Annotated in this window: 13 protein-coding genes; 7 read left to right on the plus strand and 6 right to left on the minus strand. The window is 51.5% G+C overall.

What is annotated here, in order from left to right:
• Nucleotides 1-7: 7 nt before the first annotated feature.
• Both ACL9RG_RS04330 and ACL9RG_RS04335 read right to left on the minus strand, forming a co-directional pair.
• Nucleotides 8-6,997 (minus strand): YadA-like family protein, encoded by a 6,990-nt coding sequence (locus ACL9RG_RS04330; RefSeq protein ID WP_422791361.1) that lies wholly within the window; start codon nucleotides 6,995-6,997, stop codon nucleotides 8-10.
• 433 nt (nucleotides 6,998-7,430) lie between these two features.
• Nucleotides 7,431-8,558: a GNAT family N-acetyltransferase gene (locus ACL9RG_RS04335; RefSeq protein WP_422791362.1), complete on the minus strand. Its 1,128-nt coding sequence runs from the start codon at nucleotides 8,556-8,558 to the stop codon at nucleotides 7,431-7,433.
• 190 nt (nucleotides 8,559-8,748) lie between these two features.
• Here ACL9RG_RS04335 and msrA point away from each other — a divergent pair, with 190 nt between their 5' ends.
• Nucleotides 8,749-9,291: a peptide-methionine (S)-S-oxide reductase MsrA gene (gene msrA / locus ACL9RG_RS04340; RefSeq protein WP_422791363.1), complete on the plus strand. Its 543-nt coding sequence runs from the start codon at nucleotides 8,749-8,751 to the stop codon at nucleotides 9,289-9,291.
• A 49-nt stretch (nucleotides 9,292-9,340) separates the two neighbouring features.
• Here the strand turns inward: msrA and ACL9RG_RS04345 are convergent, their stop codons facing one another.
• A complete protein-coding gene (locus tag ACL9RG_RS04345; protein WP_422791364.1) occupies nucleotides 9,341-9,880 on the minus strand; it encodes a hypothetical protein in 540 nt (179 codons plus the stop codon).
• Nucleotides 9,881-10,060: 180 nt separating this feature from the next.
• Here ACL9RG_RS04345 and ACL9RG_RS04350 point away from each other — a divergent pair, with 180 nt between their 5' ends.
• Nucleotides 10,061-10,678 carry a TetR family transcriptional regulator C-terminal domain-containing protein gene (locus ACL9RG_RS04350; RefSeq protein WP_422791365.1) on the plus strand — a complete coding sequence of 206 codons (618 nt, stop codon included), beginning with the start codon at nucleotides 10,061-10,063 and terminating at the stop codon, nucleotides 10,676-10,678.
• Nucleotides 10,679-10,718: 40 nt separating this feature from the next.
• On the opposite strand, the gene ACL9RG_RS04355 is transcribed toward ACL9RG_RS04350, so the two are convergent.
• From ACL9RG_RS04355 to ACL9RG_RS04365, 3 genes are all read right to left on the minus strand, one after another.
• The gene (locus ACL9RG_RS04355; protein WP_422791587.1) at nucleotides 10,719-11,612 is read right to left on the minus strand and encodes a LysR family transcriptional regulator; all 894 of its coding nucleotides are present in this window, start codon (nucleotides 11,610-11,612) and stop codon (nucleotides 10,719-10,721) included.
• Nucleotides 11,613-11,773: 161 nt separating this feature from the next.
• Nucleotides 11,774-12,430, minus strand: coding sequence for an O-methyltransferase (locus ACL9RG_RS04360; RefSeq protein ID WP_422791366.1), 657 nt, complete (start codon nucleotides 12,428-12,430; stop codon nucleotides 11,774-11,776).
• A 58-nt stretch (nucleotides 12,431-12,488) separates the two neighbouring features.
• Nucleotides 12,489-12,761: a DUF1127 domain-containing protein gene (locus ACL9RG_RS04365; RefSeq protein WP_422791367.1), complete on the minus strand. Its 273-nt coding sequence runs from the start codon at nucleotides 12,759-12,761 to the stop codon at nucleotides 12,489-12,491.
• Nucleotides 12,762-12,929: 168 nt separating this feature from the next.
• Here ACL9RG_RS04365 and ACL9RG_RS04370 point away from each other — a divergent pair, with 168 nt between their 5' ends.
• The 5 genes from ACL9RG_RS04370 to ACL9RG_RS04390 all read left to right on the plus strand — a co-directional run bounded on the left by ACL9RG_RS04370 (nucleotide 12,930) and on the right by ACL9RG_RS04390 (nucleotide 18,019).
• Nucleotides 12,930-14,348 (plus strand): PLP-dependent aminotransferase family protein, encoded by a 1,419-nt coding sequence (locus ACL9RG_RS04370; RefSeq protein WP_422791368.1) that lies wholly within the window; start codon nucleotides 12,930-12,932, stop codon nucleotides 14,346-14,348.
• A 236-nt stretch (nucleotides 14,349-14,584) separates the two neighbouring features.
• The gene (locus tag ACL9RG_RS04375; RefSeq protein ID WP_422791588.1) at nucleotides 14,585-15,265 is read left to right on the plus strand and encodes a heavy metal response regulator transcription factor; all 681 of its coding nucleotides are present in this window, start codon (nucleotides 14,585-14,587) and stop codon (nucleotides 15,263-15,265) included.
• Complete coding sequence (locus ACL9RG_RS04380; protein WP_422791369.1) at nucleotides 15,262-16,656, plus strand: heavy metal sensor histidine kinase; 1,395 nt, start codon at nucleotides 15,262-15,264, stop codon at nucleotides 16,654-16,656. Before ACL9RG_RS04375 ends, ACL9RG_RS04380 begins: the two co-directional genes overlap by 4 nt.
• 132 nt (nucleotides 16,657-16,788) lie before the next feature.
• Nucleotides 16,789-17,148 carry a MarR family winged helix-turn-helix transcriptional regulator gene (locus ACL9RG_RS04385; RefSeq protein ID WP_422791370.1) on the plus strand — a complete coding sequence of 120 codons (360 nt, stop codon included), beginning with the start codon at nucleotides 16,789-16,791 and terminating at the stop codon, nucleotides 17,146-17,148.
• Nucleotides 17,149-17,227: 79 nt separating this feature from the next.
• Nucleotides 17,228-18,019, plus strand: a complete 792-nt coding sequence (locus ACL9RG_RS04390; RefSeq protein WP_422791371.1) for an SDR family NAD(P)-dependent oxidoreductase — start codon at nucleotides 17,228-17,230, stop codon at nucleotides 18,017-18,019.
• Nucleotides 18,020-18,105 lie beyond the last annotated feature (86 nt).

Below are 18,105 nucleotides of genomic sequence, written 5' to 3' on the forward strand. Positions count from 1 at the left end.
TGCTCAATTACCACTGGTAGCCAACACCTGCACCAACCCCTGCGTCGTGTTGGGTATTGGTGGAAGCCTGTATTTTGGTAACCCAATGGCCGTTCTCAGATATCCTTGACGCACCAATCGACATCGCCGACTGACCTCTATAGCTAGCTGCACCAATCGACATCATGCCCGCGCCGGGTGAATATGGTTGCGGCATGCTGGCCATAGCCATTGCTCCGGCAATACCTGCACTCAATACGTTGTTCTGTTTATTCAGGTCGTCCTTAAGCTCGCTGTAACGTTGGTCGGTATACGCGTAGGCATTGTCACTGATATTAGACACACTCTTGTTGAGCTGGTCTAAGTTCACGGCATCTGTTCCCTGAGTTGCTGCTGCCACATTGGTTATCTGTCGTTCACTTCCCACAGCACCTACCGAGACGCTATTGTCGCGATCGGCAAGAGAGTTGGCACCCAGCGCTGCGCTATTTTTTCCACTCGCGCGAGCACCGTTACCCATTGCGACCGAGTTTTCACCCGTCGCCTTCGCATTAGTCCCTACCGCCGCGCTGTTGTTGCCTGATGCCACTGAGCCAGCACCACCTGCCATTGCATCGGTTCCGGTCGCAGAAGGTTTAGCTGCACCACTCGTATTGTTCACCTGGAACATACCGTCAGTACCATTTTGTATATTGGACACATTGTTTGCGACCTGAGTGACGCGATTGTCTACATCGGTGATTGCACCGCCAATATTCGTGATGGAGTTGTTGATGTTCTTCAGTGAATCATCCGTGTACTGTTTGGACTCAGCGACCGCTCCGTCAAGTTGTCGCATGTTGACCGCATCAGTCGCTTCAACACCATCAGCTACATTGCTGATGGTGCGAGTTTCACCGGTTGCTGCATTACCCACTGACACCGTTCCCAAGCTGACATTGTTGGTATTGGAGTATTTACCTATGTAGCTTTCTGCACCACGGCCGTTATCGGCAGAACCTTTGCCAAGCGCGACACTGCCGTCAGCACTCGCCTTGGCTCCATTACCCATTGCTACCGAGCCAGCACCAGATGCTTGAGCGCCATTACCCGAAGCGATCGCGGCGTTACCTGATGCTACGGCCCCACCGCCTATGGCAACGGCATCAGCGCCGCTGGCCACCGAGTCGGCTATCGTGGTATTAGCATGGAAGTACTTCGCATTAACGCCTTTGATTATGCTGCTCTCAATGGTAGTGACTCGGCCGTCCAGATTGGTGATGTTGGTCGTATTTTGATCTACTTGGTTACCGATTACTTGTAGTTGCGCTACATTGACTGCATCGTTAGGCGCGGAGCCTGCCGCTAATCCAGTGATCTTACGATTACCCGCAGCTGTACCAATCCCTAGTTCACCCACAGAAGTCTGCGGCGTCGCTAAGGCGTAAGCGATATAGCCGTTTTGCGCACCGACCGTCGTGATGGAACCAGAGCCCAGAGCAATACTTGCCGCCTGGTTGGCGGTAGCACCTGCACCGAGGGCCAGAGACTGAGCCGCACTGGCTGTAGATTGTGGACCTACCGCGATGCTGTCTGCGCCGGTCGCCGTGCTGTCGGCCAGGGTTGAGTTCGCATGGAAATATTTGATCCCCAACCCATTGTTGATATTGGTGATATCCCCTTCAACGGTGGTCACCCGGCCATCAAGATTAGTAATGTCAGTGGTGTTTTGCTGTACCTGATTATTCACGGTGGTCAGCTGGGCCACATTGACTGCATCGTTAGGCGCGGAGCCTGCCGCTAATCCGGTGATCTTACGATTACCCGCAGCTGTACCAATCCCCAGCTCACCCACAGAAGTTTGCGGTGCGGTCAGGGCGTAAGCGATGTAGCCGTTTTGCGCACCGACCGTCGTGATGGAACCAGAGCCCAGAGCAATACTTGCCGCCTGGTTGGCGGTAGCACCTGCACCGAGGGCCAGGGACTGCTCTCCCAGGGCCTGCGCTTCTGAACCGATGGCGATGGCAGAGGCCAGCTGTACTTGGCTATTGCGACCAATCGCAATCCCTCCGGCTGCCGCCTGGCCGACCGTCGCTTGATTGCCAAGACCGATACCGTTATCACCGTTAACCACGGTTGCCGGCCCCATCGCGATAGACTCTTGACCCGCGGCCAGTGAATCTTGCGCATTGGTTGAATTCGCGTGGAAGTACTTGGTACCGCTGGCACTGATGGAGCCGATTGCGCCGGTTAATTGGCGTAACGTCACGGCATCATTTGCCTCGGTAGCATCGGCAACATTGGTAATCTGCCGATACTCGCCATTCTTCCCAAGGGAGACCGCGCCAAGCAATGTTGCATCCGAAGTATCGTAGTGAATGGATCCGTTGCCGACAGCGATCTGGCCGGTAGCAGGAGCAAGCGCCCGGTCAGAAACGGAGCCTTGGCCCAGCGCTACGCCGCCCAGTACTTGCACACTGCTATTATTGCCTAAAGCCAGGCTACCGTTGGTCGTTGCCGCCGCATTGGCACCGAGAGCCAGAGACTGTGCACCGCTGGCCACAGACTGCGGGCCGACGGCGATGCTGTCTACGCCGGTAGCAGAACTGTCGGCCAGGGTTGAGTTAGCGTGGAAGTATTTGATCCCCAATCCATTGTTAATATTGGTGATATCCCCTTCAACGGTGGTCACCCGGCCATCAAGGTTAGTAATGTCAGTGGTGTTTTGCTGTACCTGATCATTTACGGTGGTCAGCTGCGCGACGTTTACGGCATCGTTAGGTGCTGAACCTGCGGCTAATCCAGTGATTTTACGGTTGCCGGCCGCGGTACCAATCCCCAGCTCACCCACGGAGGTTTGCGGTGCGGTCAGAGCGTAAGCGGTATAGCCGTTTTGCGCGCCGACGGTGGTGACCGAACCAGAGCCCAGAGCAATGCTTGCCGCCTGGCTAGCGTTGGCACCTGTGCCAAGAGCCAGAGACTGTGCACCGCTGGCCACAGACTGCGGGCCTACCGCGATGCTGTCTGCGCCAGTTGCCGTGCTGTCGGCCAGGGTTGAGTTCGCATGGAAATATTTGATCCCCAACCCATTGTTGATATTGGTGATATCCCCTTCAACGGTGGTCACCCGGCCACCCAGGTTGGTGATGTCAGTGGTGTTTTGCTGCACCTGATTATTCACAGTGGTCAGCTGCGCGACGTTTACGGCATCGTTAGGTGCCGAGCCTGCGGCTAATCCAGTGATTTTACGGTTGCCGGCCGCGGTACCAATCCCCAGCTCACCCACGGAGGTTTGCGGTGCGGTCAGAGCGTAAGCGGTATAGCCGTTTTGCGCGCCGACGGTGGTGACCGAACCAGAGCCCAGAGCAATGCTTGCCGCCTGGCTAGCGTTGGCACCTGCGCCAAGAGCCAGAGACTGTGCACCGCTGGCTGTAGATTGCGGGCCTACCGCGATGCTGTCTACGCCGGTCGCCGTGCTGTCGGCCAGGGTTGAGTTCGCATGGAAATATTTGATCCCCAACCCATTGTTGATATTGGTGATATCCCCTTCAACGGTGGTCACCCGGCCACCCAGGTTGGTGATGTCAGTGGTGTTTTGTTGTACCTGATTATTCACGGTGGTCAGCTGGGCCACGTTTACGGCATCGTTAGGTGCCGAGCCTGCGGCTAATCCAGTGATCGTACGGTTGCCAGCAGCAGTACCAATCCCCAGTTCACCCACGGAGGTTTGCGGTGCGGTCAGTGCGTAAGCGGTATAACCGTTTTGCGCGCCGACGGTGGTGACCGAACCAGAACCCAGAGCAATGCTAGCCGCCTGGCTAGCGGTAGCGCCAGCGCCGAGAGCCAGGGACTGCTCTCCCAGGGCCTGCGCTTCGGAACCGATGGCGATGGCAGAGGCCAGCTGTACTTGGCTATTGCGACCAATCGCAATCCCTCCGGCTGCCGCCTGGCCGACCGTCGCTTGATTGCCAAGACCGATACCGTTATCACCGTTAACCACGGTTGCCGGCCCCATCGCGATAGACTCTTGACCCGCGGCCAGTGAATCTTGCGCATTGGTTGAGTTCGCGTGGAAGTACTTGGTACCGCTGGCACTGATGGAGCCAATTGCGCCGGTTAATTGGCGTAACGTCACGGCATCATTCGCCTCGGTAGCATCGGCAACATTGGTAATCTGCCGATACTCGCCATTCTTCCCAAGGGAGACCGCGCCAAGCAATGTTGCATCCGAGGTATCGTAATGAATAGAGCCGTTGCCCGCAGCGATCTGGCCGGTAGCAGGAGCAAGCGCCCGGTCAGAAACGGAGCCTTGTCCCAGCGCTACGCCGCCCAGTACTTGCACACTGCTATTATTACCTAAAGCCAGGCTACCGTTGGTCGTTGCCGCCGCATTGGCACCGAGAGCCAGAGACTGAGCACCGCTGGCCACAGACTGCGGGCCGACGGCGATGCTGTCTACGCCGGTAGCAGAACTGTCGGCCAGGGTTGAGTTGGCGTGGAAGTATTTGATCCCTGCGCCATTGTTAATATTGGTGATAGCGCCTTCAACGGTGGTCGCCCGGCCATCAAGATTAGTAATGTCAGTGGTGTTTTGCTGTACCTGATTATTAACAGTGGTCAGCTGCGCGACGTTTACGGCATCGTTAGGTGCCGAGCCTGCGGCTAATCCAGTGATTTTACGGCTGCCGGCCGCAGTACCAATCCCCAGCTCACCCACGGAGGTTTGCGGTGCGGTCAGAGCGTAAGCGGTATAGCCGTTTTGCGCGCCGACGGTGGTAACCGAACCAGAGCCCAGAGCAATACTTGCCGCCTGGCTGGCATTGGCACCTGCGCCAAGAGCCAGAGACTGAGCGGCGCTGGCCACAGACTGCGGGCCGACGGCAACGCTGTCTGTACCGGTGGCAGAACTGTCGGCCAGGGTTGAGTTCGCGTGGAAATACTTGATCCCCGCGCCGTTATTGATATTGGTGATATCCCCTTCAACGGTGGTCACCCGGCCACCCAGGTTGGTGATGTCAGTGGTATTTTGTTGTACCTGATCATTAACGGTGGTCACCCGGCCACCCAGGTTGGTGATGTCAGTGGTGTTTTGCTGTACCTGATTATTCACGGTGGTCAGCTGCGCGACGTTTACGGCATCGTTAGGTGCTGAACCTGCGGCTAATCCAGTGATTTTACGGTTGCCGGCCGCGGTACCAATCCCCAGCTCACCCACGGAGGTTTGCGGTGCGGTCAGTGCGTAAGCGGTATAACCGTTTTGCGTGCCGACGGTGGTGACCGAACCAGAACCCAGGGCAATACTCGCGGCCTGGTTGGCGGTGGCCCCAGCGCCAAGAGCCAGAGACTGAGCCGCGCTGGCCACAGACTGTGGGCCGACGGCAACGCTGTCTGTACCGGTGGCAGAACTGTCGGCCAGGGTTGAGTTCGCGTGGAAATATTTAATGCCCGCGCCGTTATTGATATTGGTGATATCGCCTTCGACGGTGGTCACCCGGCCATCAAGATTAGTGATATCAGTGGTGTTTTGCTGTACCTGATTATTGACGGTGGTCAGCTGCGCGACGTTTACGGCATCGTTAGGCGCTGAGCCTGCCGCTAATCCGGTGATCTTACGATTACCGTTGGCGGTGCCAATACCCAACTCTCCCACAGAATTTTGTGATGCGGTCAGGGCGTAACCGGTATAACCAGTTTGTGCACCGACGGTAGTGACAGAATTAGCCCCTAAAGCAATACTTGCCGCCTGGTTGGCGGTTGCCCCAGCACCAAGGGAGAGAGACTGAGCCGCGCTGGCCACAGACTGCGGGCCAATAGCGATGCTATCTACGCCGGTAGCTGAACTGCCAGCTAAGGTTGAATTTGCACGATAATATTTGGTTCCAAGGGTATCTATACCTAGCAATGCGGAATTTACATTAGAGGTAGTGCCGCTAGATAAGGTAAAATTAGGCGCGGTCCAGGCTCCCGTTGTAGCATTGTAATTGGCGCCGCCTCCCAGTGCTGTCGCGGTGTCAGCACCTAATACATTAGTATTGCTGTTGAGGCCATTGGCTATTTGCCATAGTTGAGAACCATTTATGGCATCTGTTGAGGTTGCTGTTAAAGCGCCATCGGCGACGCCTTGAATTTGTCTATTCCCTTTGACTGCATCCCCAACGGAAACGACACCGAGCGCTGGTCCTTTGGCTATCGTTAAGGTTTTCCCGCTGACGATAGCATTCGCTTGAGTATTATTTGTTGTTGCAGAAACGGCGGTAGCCGTTGAACCATCACCAAGGGCAACACTGCTCGCCAGCGTAACATTCGTAAAACGACCTAATGCCGTACTGAAATCACCGCTTGCTGTGCTCCCGGTGCCTAAAGCAATTGCACTATTACCACCGGCAACACTTGACCCGCCTATGGCGATCGAGCCGGTGTTGGTAGCTCGGGCACCTTGCTGACCGTTAGTACCAATAGCAATCGCTCCAAAGCCTGAAGCGGTAGGGGCTTTGGTGACATCGTTGCTATCGCTTCCGGCTACATCGCCAACGGAACCAATAGATACCGAGTTAATCCCGGTTGCCTGTGTGCCAAAGCCTAAAGCGGTACTACCATTGGCACTCGCCGTCGCATTGGTACCAAAGGCCGAGCCGTATTGTGTTGCAGAACTAAATAACCCTACTGCTGTCGCCCCCGCGCCGGTAGACGATGCAAATGAACCATATACTGTTTGGCCCCCGAAGTTTCCTGTGGTTGCGCCACATCCTGCCAGTGCGATAAAGACACCAGAAAACGTGGAGTTATTGGCGGCATTAACCCCGGTTCCTGCCTGGATTTGGGTGAGCCCTAATTTCCCAGCACCGTAACCCGTCGTACATGAATCGCTAGGCGTATATGTTGCGGCCTGGGCCATTGGCGGCGACAAAAATACTAGTGCGGGCACTACACAGCTTGCAATTCGTAAAGATTTGCTTTTTTTCTTGCCCGTAGCTAACTCTGATACGACAACAGAACAGCGTCGAGAAGTATTGAATATAACGGAATAAACACGATTCATAGTATTAGCAGGTCCCTGCCCCGATATAATTAAAGAATGGCTTTGAGTTAAAACTATCTAAAAATTAATAGGTTGGGGTGATTCTGCCCTGTACCGTAAAACAATAAACCTTGACGTGTTAGCCACTGTCAAAGCCTTCCCTGTAATACCCTGTCACCTTATTAGGAATTATCTTACGATATATTTTCGAATCTTAACACTGCATTAGTTGAAATAATCAGATTATGTGCTAATGATATATTTGGGTAAGTTTATATGCTCTGTATTTTGATAAATATCCCCATCATACTTGAGGCTGCTTCTGTGTTAGTGACCCGATATTGCGTATTGCTACGCAATATCGACCGATATCTTCTTACTCAATTCCGAGAAGCTGGCACAACCAAAAGTGGATATCTACTGTGTACTGTCGATCGTTAGTCGTTGAGGATAATTAGATTTCCCTTTCCCTAAATGGTAAAGCGTCACGGGCCTCAACAGCCCAGTCGCTAACTGCTTCGCTTTCCCGTTGCAAAAACTCAGCCACAACTTCCCTTAGGCCAGGATGGCGCAGATAGTGCCATGAATGGGTGATCACCGGCTCGAAGCCGCGGATAAGTTTGTGCTCACCCTGCGCGCCTGCATCAAAGCGAGATAATCCTTGGCTAATCATGTAATCCATTCCCTGATAAAAACAGGTTTCAAAGTGCAGGCGATCGAATTCGGCCAGGCATCCCCAGTAGCGGCCAAAGAAGGTGTCGCCGCTGACCAGACTGAACGCCATGGCGACCGGCTGGCCTTGCTGTTTGGCGATGACCAGACGAATTGCCTCTGGCATTCTTTCGGCCAACAGGCTGAAAAAGGCTCGGGTCAGGTAAGGCGCCCGGCGGCGGATGGTGTAAGTATTGGCGTAGCAGGCGTACACAAAATCCCACTGTGTTTCGCTGACATTTCTGGCGTCGAGCCATTCGAATTCGATGCCTTGCGCGGCGACCTGTTCGCGCTCTTTACGCATCTGTTTGCGTTTACGCGAGGTAAGAGTATCGAGAAAGTCCTGAAAATCTCGATAGCCGCGATTGTGCCAGTGGTATTGGCAACCTAAGCGCGATAGCCAATGCGGGTCACGGGTAAATAACCCGTTGTCGCGTTCGTCGGTGAAATTGATATGTGCACTGGAAAGCTGATGTTGTGCCAGATAGTCCGGCAGCTGTTGCAGCAGTTTGGCTGCTGCTGCGGCATCACCGAGTAAGCGCGGGCCTGTCACTGGGCTCAAAGGTACGGCGCCTAGCCACTTAGGATAATAATCAATCCCGGCACGGTGACAGGCATCGGCCCAGCTGTGATCGAAAACGTATTCACCGTAAGAGTGTTGTTTACGATAGCCGGGGATCGCCGCCAAGTACTGACCGTTCTCCGCCCATAATAGGTGATCAGCTTGCCAACCAGAACGTGGCCCCAAGCTCCCGCTCTCTTCTAAACTGCTTAAAAAGGCGTGGCGCAAAAAAGGGTAATCGGTCGCAGCCAGCGTATCCCACTGATGGGCAGGGATGTCGGCTAACGATGCCAGCGACACTAAGGACATTGGGGTTCTCCTGTTGATGAGCCCCTCAGTTAAAACCAAAGTTTATATATTGTCGATCACCTTTCTTCGCCCAAAGGATTATTGCTGATTATTATCTAAGCATGGCACAAGAGGAGACTAGTGCTATGTGGCACAAACGAGTAGTCTTATCCGATTATAATTGACGTCATCTGCAAGTTAAGGAGTCATCATGACTATTGAATACGCCATTTTTGGTAACGGCTGCTTCTGGTGCAGCGAAGCAGTGTTCAAAGATGTAATCGGTGTGGAATCCGTTGAGAGTGTTTATACCGGCGGTCACGTTGCTAACCCGACGTACGAACAAGTCTGTAGCGGTGAAACCGGCCATGCAGAAGGCATTCGTATTGGATTTGACCCAGAAAAAATCAGCTACGGTGAACTGCTGGATATCAATTTTGTTACCCATGATCCTACCCAGTTAAACCGTCAGGGTAATGACATCGGTACGCAATACCGTTCAGTCATCTTCCCATTGAATGCTGAGCAAGAAGCCGAAGCAAAAGCCGCTATCCAACGTGCGCAGGCGGATAATCAGCAGCCAGTAGTGACTGCCATTGAGCCTCTGGGCGAGGTCTTCGTGGCAGAGAATTACCACCAGAACTACTGGGCGGGCGCTGGACAAGAAAACCGTTACTGCCTGGCAGTGATCCCGCCGAAACTGCAAAAGCTGCGTAAGAGCTTTGCCAACCGCAGCAAGGCGTTGAATTCTTAATTAGCCATTATCAGCCAACCCATTCTGATGAGTGGGTTGGCTGAGTCAGTTAACTTGACTGTTTAACGGGTGCTGATGGCGGCACAGGCAGAAGGACTTCCGCTGCGACCTTCCAATCTTGGGCTATTTTTACCCAGTTAATGATCAGTAAAAACGGTTTTGGTGTCCCGCTTTGTCCAGCGTATGACACGGTAATATTCAGTGGCGCATAGGATTGGGCAACCTCTTTGGTCACGCCGACCACCTTCAGTTTTGCATAATCGGGCGTCAGAACTACCGGACCTGAATTGGCGATATCATGCAGTTTTTTATCAATTGCCTCATTGCCCCAGTAACCCGCCCAATTCCCTTCTGCAGGAACTGCACTTTTGGCAACTAACAGTGTTGATGGTGATTGCCAGAACATATTATGTATTGCCTTGATATCGTGGTTATTAGCCAGTGTAATCAGTTCACTAAACTGCGTTTTAATGGTGGTTAGCGTTTGTGCGTCAAGAGGATCGCGATAGGCTGAGGGTTGGGCTGCTGATGCTGTTGACAGCAACGTGTTTAGAGTAAAAAAACTTGCCGCTATCAGTACTTTTTTCATGGCCGATTCCTGGAAGTGTTGAGTGGTAAAAATATTGAATAACAAAGAGTTGCCGCTGTTTTACAACGTGGGCAGCTTGCTATTTCTCTAGCGAATGTCGGATTGACAGTGCGGCATCAACTCGCTATAAATAAAATATGACCAGTCGTCTTAAGTTGTCAAGTAAGTTGGAGAACCAGAATGAAAACGTCTTCTGCCCCTCGTCGGGGACCAAAGCCTGACCAAAACACCCGTGTTAATTTGGTTCAAGCCGGTCTTAGTGCATTTCATAGCGATGGCTATGCGGCAACGGGCATTCAAGGAATCGTGGCTTTGGCAAATGTCCCTAAGGGCTCGTTTTATAATCATTTTCCGAGCAAAGAAATATTTGGCTCATCGATCGTTGATGCTTATTTCGAGCGCGCTAAAGTTCGGTTGGATAAGGTTTTCGGCAATACTCGACTGTCGCCTTTAGCGCGCCTTGCCGCTTACTTTGATGAATTGATCGCGCAATTTAGCGAGTCAGGATTTGAAAAAGGGTGCTTGTTGGGAAACCTCAGTGCCGAAATTGCCGATCACAGTGAGGCGATTCGTCTGCGCCTTATCGAGCACTTTGATGCATGGAGCAAAATACTTGAAGACTGCTTAGCCCAGGCACAAACGCAGGGTGAACTCGATACTTCATTGACGGCAGCATCGTTGAGCCGATTTATTTTAAGTGCGTGGGAAGGGGCGCTATTACGAATGCGGGTCGAGAAAAACGACAGGGCGCTGGTCGAGTTTAAATTATATATTTTTGGCAAATTGCTATCGCGATAGAAAGTCTGCTCTGTCGCGATAGCCAGAAAGCCGTTGGCGATTACAATCCAGCCATGAGCATCGATAAAAACTCGGCGGTTGGCCGGTCGGGAACAGTCTCGTCGTAGCGGCCATTGCTTAGCCAGGCAATAACCAACTCCCAACATAGCTCGGCATCCGATATTTCTCGCCAACACAGCAGATCGCTGCGTTGGTTGACGACGGCTTTAGGTATCAGCGCAATACCCAAATTCTCGCCCACTAAATTGAGCAAAGTATCCAAATCGCTGACCTCGAAAGCGATACGTCGCGTCAGGTTTTGCGCGCTAAACCCGCGATCGTTAAGTTTGCGCGTGCCGTGGCCAGATTCAAAATCGATAAAGGGATAATCACTCAGCTGCGCCAGCGTAACTTGCTCGTGGGCGCTTAGCGGATGGGTATTGAAAAATGCCACCACGATTGAATCACAGGCCACAATCCGATTTGCCAGATGTGGGGCGACTTCTTCGAGCGGCATCAGCGCCAGATCTATTTGCTGATTGAGCAGCTGTTCGTTAAGCGATGCCGAGCTGCCCTGACTGAGTTTCACTTCAAAATCAGGATGACCTTTAAGAAAAGTTGAGAGCGCTGCTGGCAGGTTAATAAACGGCGGCAGGCTTTGTACGCTGCCGATGGACAGTGTGCCGCGTTTTAGCGAGGTAATCGCTTTGACTTCTTCCAGACCCTTATCCAAATGATGCATTGCCAGCTCAGCACTTCTCATCAACGTTCGGCCTGCGGCGGTCAGCTTAACCTGACGAGTTGTGCGGATAAAAAGCGCGGTATCTAGCTCTTCTTCCAGCGTTTTGATTGAGGTAGAGAGGGCAGATTGCACGATATGACAACGCTGTGCCGCGCGGGTGAAATTCTCTTCTTCGGCAACCGCCAAAAAATGTCTGATTTGTCTGAGTTCCATCATTAATCTCTATGAGAGATAGATGCTAAGCATAATAGGCGGTTGGTAGATTTATGCTAGGGATGACGTTAGTCTTTCTGTCATCAATTTCATGGAAGTGATGCAAACCAACAGGTTATCCGCCGTAGCTCGACAGATAACCTAAGTAAAAAGAGGAAGGATTATTTCTGTACGCGGAACAGAGCGAATCCATCCCAGCCTTTGCTACCAACCGTTTGCAGTGCAGTACCGGTCAGGGTTTCGAATCCTTTCACTGCGCTGAGTGCCTGATGAATACCGTTAGCACTTACATCGCGTTGTGCTTCAACAATTGCGCCACCGCGTATCACATTATCCATGATGATCACGCTGCCGGTATGGCTAAGCTCGATAGCCCACTCCAGATAAAGCAGGCTGTTCTGTTTATCGGCATCGATGAAGATAAGATCAAATGGTGGCTGTGTCTGTAAGGTCGGCAGGGTTTGTGCTGCTGCACCGACGATAATGGTCGTTTTATCCAGTAAACCGGCGCGCTGCAGATTCTCGTGTGCAATCGCCGCATTGGTTGCCTCTTTCTCCAACGTAACCAATTTACCGTCCGTTGGCAGTGCTCGCGCCATGTACTGTGTGCTAAAGCCACCCAATGTTCCGATTTCCAGAATCCTGCGCGCGTCACTAATCTGCACCATCAGCATCAGAAACTGCCCCTGCAAAGGGGAAACGTCGTGAGCAGGTAAACCCTGCTTGGCATTGAGTGCTAAGGTTTGTGCCAGATTTTCGTCTGGCACAAGTAAGCTGTGTTCGAGGAATTCATCGACTTCTTGCCATTGTTGTTGCATACCGCCTCTCCCGTGAATGAACCTAGAAGCAGTATAGTGCGTGAGCCATGATTGCCGATCATTTCGGCCAATGCGGCCAGACCTTGCGCTCATATTCCTCATGAATATCCTGGCGTGTTAAGCCAATGTCCTTTAGCTGAGTATCAGAAAGCCGTCTTAGCAAGCGACGAGTGGTACGCAGCTCATTCCATGCGCCGATCCAGAGTATGATTTTGCTTCTCCAGCTCATGGGTACCGGCTTTATGGTGGCCGTTTGATTTACCGGTGAGAAACCACTGCTGACAACCTTTTCATCTGCACAAAATTGACGTTCTTTGATGGTGTTTTTCATCTTGCTTGCTCCTGTTTCCCCTGTAGCAACAGAATGCAATGAGACAGAAAAACATTACAGATTCAGAAATTGAGTATTTTAAGCATACAGATCTAGTGTAAATGACAGTTACTGCGCTAAATTGAAAGGATCTGTACTGGTTTGAAATTTGAATGGTGGAGAATACGCATGAATCGATATGAAAATCTGGCTCAAGTATTGAGTGAACGCATCGAGCAGGGGCTCTATCCGGCGGGAGACCGCCTGCCCTCTGTGCGTATTCTCAGCAGTGAACACGGCGTGAGTATCAGCACCGTACAGCAGGCGTATCGCGTGTTGGAAGAAAAACAGTTGGTCGAAGCACGCCCCAAATCCGGCTATTTCGTTACCTCGACTCGCCTACAGGCGGCACTTCCTTCGGGTTGTCGTTCGGCACAACGCCCGGTCGATATCACTCAGTGGGATCAGGTTTTAGATCTGCTTACCGCCCCAGAATTACCGGGTTTTGTGCAATTAGGGCGCGGTTCTCCTGATATTACGGCCCCCACTCTCAAGCCGCTCAATCGGGCGATGGTACGCGCCAGTCAGCATCAGAACTTATTGGCGCTGAAATATGACAGCATTTATGGTTCGTTGGAATTACGTGAACAGATAGCACGGTTGATGATCGATAGCGGCAGCCATATGGATGCCAATAATATTATGATTACCACCGGTTGCCACGAAGCCTTGGCGATTGCCATCCGTTCGGTGTGCGAGGTTGGCGATATTGTGGCGGTCGACTCCCCGAGTTTTCATGGCGCGATGCAAACCCTCAAAGGTTATGGCATGAAAGCGCTGGAAATTCCGACCGATCCCATCACCGGCATTAGCATTGAAGCACTGGAGTTAGCGCTCGAACAGTGGCCAATCAAAGCCATTCAATTGACGCCAAACTGCAATAACCCTCTCGGTTACAACATGCCAGATGAGCGCAAAAAAGCGTTGCTACGTCTGGCTCAGCGCTATGATATTGCCATTATTGAAGACGATGTGTATGGCGACCTGGCTTATCAGTACCCGCGCCCGGCAACGATCACCTCATTCGATGAAGATAGCCGCGTTTTACTGTGCAGCTCTTTCTCTAAAACGTTAGCGCCGGGCCTGCGGGTGGGCTGGATTGCGCCGGGGCGCTACCACAATCGTGCGTTGCATATGAAATACATCAGTACCGGGGCCACGTCCACACTGCCGCAAATCGCGCTGACCGATTTTATTAAACAGGGGCATTACCTTCAGCACTTGCGGCGTATGCGTAACCAATACCAGCGTCATCTGTGTACGGTAACCTCTTGGGTGAATAAGTATTTACCTTGTGGTGTAGGGGTTAGCCGCCCGCAAGGCGGATTTTTATTGTGGATTGAGCTTGATGAACGCATAGATACCCAGCGCCTTAATCGTCTGTTGGAAGAGCATAAAATCCATATTGCGGTTGGCTCGATATTCTCGGCGGCAGGCAAATATCGCAACTGCTTACGTATCAATTTTGCTCACCCACTCAATGATATTTATGAGCAGGCGATTAAACAGATTGGGCTGACGGTACAGCAGTTGATGGCCGAAGAATAAGATGTTTTATGGATAGATTAGCCGGTGAGGTTAACGCTGAAATAATCCTGGCCTTGGGCCTGAGAAGAGGCGGACATGCCTATAGCCCGTTTTCCCCCTGTCATACTTTTGTCATAACTAACTCATGTTGATGTCAGTTATGCACCGGTAAACTTAGTGCCTGTGGTTATACTGTAGACATTACAGTTAATAGCCATTGTGTGTAGCAGTCGCATCCTGACTTTGTGGAGATAATGATGAAAATTTTGGTCATTGATGATGAACCCAAAGCTCGGGAGTATATGCGAAGTGGTTTGACCGAATCAGGATACGTTGTTGATGTGGCGGAAAACGGTCGCGATGGCTTGTTTATGGCGCAAGAGTATCATTATGACCTGATCTTATTGGACGTAATGATGCCTGAGCTTGATGGCTGGTCAGTCATGAAAACACTCGATAAACAGATTAATGCCCCGGTTATTTTTCTCACCGCCAAAGGTACGGTCGAAGACCGTATTAAAGGGTTAGAGCTGGGAGCGGATGATTATCTGGTTAAACCGTTTTCCTTTGCCGAATTGTTGGCACGTATTCGTACTGCGCTACGCCGGGGAAGTCATGCTAAACGCGACGAGCTGCTTGTCGTCGCTGATTTACAATTGGATATGGCAAAACGTCGTGTTGAACGTGCTGGTATCCGTATTGATCTTACGAATAAAGAGTTCAATTTATTGCAGTTGTTCATGCTCAATATCGGTCAGGTATTGAGCCGCACGCTAATCGCATCACGCGTGTGGGATATGAATTTTGATAGTGACACCAACGTAGTCGATGTTGCAGTACGTCGTTTGCGCCAGAAGGTTGATGAGCCTTTTGGCGCACCGATTATTCATACGGTACACGGCGTGGGTTACCGTTGTGAAGCTGAGGACGGGCAATGAAATCCTTGTCACTGACCGCACGTCTCTCACTGTTGGTTTCTGCCACCGTGCTGCTGATTATGGTTATTGTTGGCATGGCACTGTATCAGTCGTTGGCAAAACAAATCAGCGTGCGCGATGATGGCGAACTCGTCACCCGCATGGACCAAATTCGTACCTTGCTGCTTAATGAAGATGCGTTGCAACTGATCCACGATAAACCCCGTTTGTTTGGCAATATGCTCGGTAATACCGAGTCACTGCTGGTGCTAAAATTCCCCGGTCAACCGCCGCTGATTGAGGTCAATCCTGGTAATACCGCTATCCCTAATATAGCCCCCGTCCCTGCAGATAAACCCTTAACACTGGCTAGCGTTCATCATCAGCAAAGTCTTGATGGTATTCCGTTTATTTCTGCCTCGGCATTAGCCAAGACCCACGATGGCCCCGGTCAGTTAGAGATTATCACCGGACGTTTGATGACCTCCCGAACGGCAACCTTGAACAGTTATCGCCAACAAATCTTGTTGTGGATTAGTCTGGCGACAATAACCGCTGCGCTAGTTGTCTGGTTGCTAACGCGTCGTGGTCTGCAACCGTTACATCGTTTGGTAAAAGAAACCAGCACGATAGATGTGCGTCATCTGTCGCGCCGCATCACGCTCGATAACGCCCCGCGTGAGCTGTGGCCGCTGGTGGACGCTTTTAATCAAATGTTGGACAGGCTAGAAACCAGCTTTGGGCAGCTCAGTCAGGTCTCGGCAGATATGGCGCATGATTTGCGTACACCAATTAGTAACTTGCTGGGGCAAACCGAAGTCGCGTTAACTCAACATCGGAGTAATGACTATTATTTGTCGCTACTTGGCTCCAATTTTGAGGAGTTACTCCGTTTATCGAAGATGATCGACAATATGTTGTTCTTGGCGCGGGCGGAAGATGCCAGCCAGGCGATTCATCGTGATACTTTACAGTTGGCACAAGTTTTACAGCCATTGGCCGATTATTTCGAGGGGCCGGCAGAAGAGCGTCAATTGACATTACAATTGCCTCAGCAGGGCAGCGTGTGGGCTGATGCCGATCTGTTGCGTCGCGCAATGGCGAATCTATTGGCCAATGCGATTCGCTATGCTGATAGCGGTAGTACGGTGGTGATCAGTGCCGATTCGCAAGATGACGAGATGATTCTTTCGGTGGAGAACCAAGGTGTGCCAATTGATGCACAGCAACAAGCACGTATTTTTGACCGTTTCTACCGCGCTGATACTTCAAGACAAAATTCGTCCAGCGGCAGCGGTCTTGGCCTCTCCATCGTACGTAGTATTATGCGATTACATCAAGGGCAATGCCGGGTTGAAAGCCAAGGTAATCGGACGTGTTTTTCACTGCATTTTCCACGTCACGAGCGTTGATTCGCATACCCTCGATTTATTTTTTTTGTTCACTTGACATGTGTGTATCTACACATCATTATTCTTGTCATGAACAGCACCGAACTTCTTACATTATGCAGTTGTTTCTCTTCGCGGATGATCTCCAGGGCGGTGACGCCTCTGTACGAGCGTCATCTGGCAAACGAGGGGATTACTATTGTCCAATTCTCACTGTTGGTCATGCTGGCTAATGAGTCAGGTGCAACGATGAGTGAAATGTCAGATACCCTGACAATGGAACGGACCACGCTGCTCAGAACAATAAAGCCGCTGTTAAACGAGGGTTTGGTGACGATAGATACCAGCCCGAAGCAACATATCTACGCTATTTCGCCCAGTGGTCGAGAAACACTGGCTCGTGCGATGCCGTTATGGCAACAGGCGCAAGCAAGCTTTATTGAACTGCTCGGTGAAGATGACGTGAATCATTTGCAGAGAATCGCCAGAAAGCTCAGAACATTGCCGTTATAAACTCACCCGCCGCGGCGGGAGTTAAAAAACGACAATGTGTGTATATACACTTATTAAATATCCTACAGAGAGAAAAATCATGACAACACTTGGGACTGCGGTAATTACCGGGGCTTCATCGGGTATCGGCGCTATTTATGCCGATCGCTTGGCAAAACGTGGTTACGACTTACTGCTGGTTGCCCGCAGCCAGGACAAAATGGACATCATCGCCAACAAAATTCGTCAAGAGACGGGGCGTCAGGTAACGACAATACGCGCTGATTTGACCAATAGCGCAGACCTGGCGCAGCTGACTGATACCATCAAGCAAGACGGCAATATTACCCTGCTGGTTAACAATGCTGGTTTTGGTAAAGCCCAGCCGTTATTAGAATCTGACATCGCACAAATGCGCGAAATGGTGACATTAAACATCAGCTCCCTGATGGAGCTAAGTTATGCTGCAGCACCACAAATGGCTGCTCGCGGGCAGGGCGCTATCATTAATATTTCCTCTGTTGTGGCGATTTCACCTGAATTACTCAACGGTGTGTACGGCGGTAGCAAAGCATTCGTACTGGCATTTTCCCAGTCTCTGCATCATGAATTAGCGGATAAAGGTGTTCGTGTTCAGGTGGTATTGCCTGGCGCAACGGCGACAGATTTCTGGAATGTCGCGGGGGTTCCGGCTGGGCATTTGCCGCAAGAGATTATCATGTCAGCCGAAGATATGGTGGATGCGTCGCTGTCTGGTTTCGACCAGGGCGAGCTAGTGACTATTCCTGCGTTGCCGGATATCAAGGACTGGCAGGCGATGGAAAATGCCCGCCAAGCGTTGAAGCCTAATCTTTCTCACAATAAGTCAGCCGCACGTTATAACCTGAAGTAACACAGTAATCGCGGGGTATTTACCCCGCGATTGAGTTTGATGACAAAGTTGTCTGGTATACCGAGATACACGGGCTTAGTAATCCT

The organism is Rouxiella sp. Mn2063, from assembly GCF_049319665.1.
Taxonomy (GTDB): domain Bacteria; phylum Pseudomonadota; class Gammaproteobacteria; order Enterobacterales; family Enterobacteriaceae; genus JBMOUD01.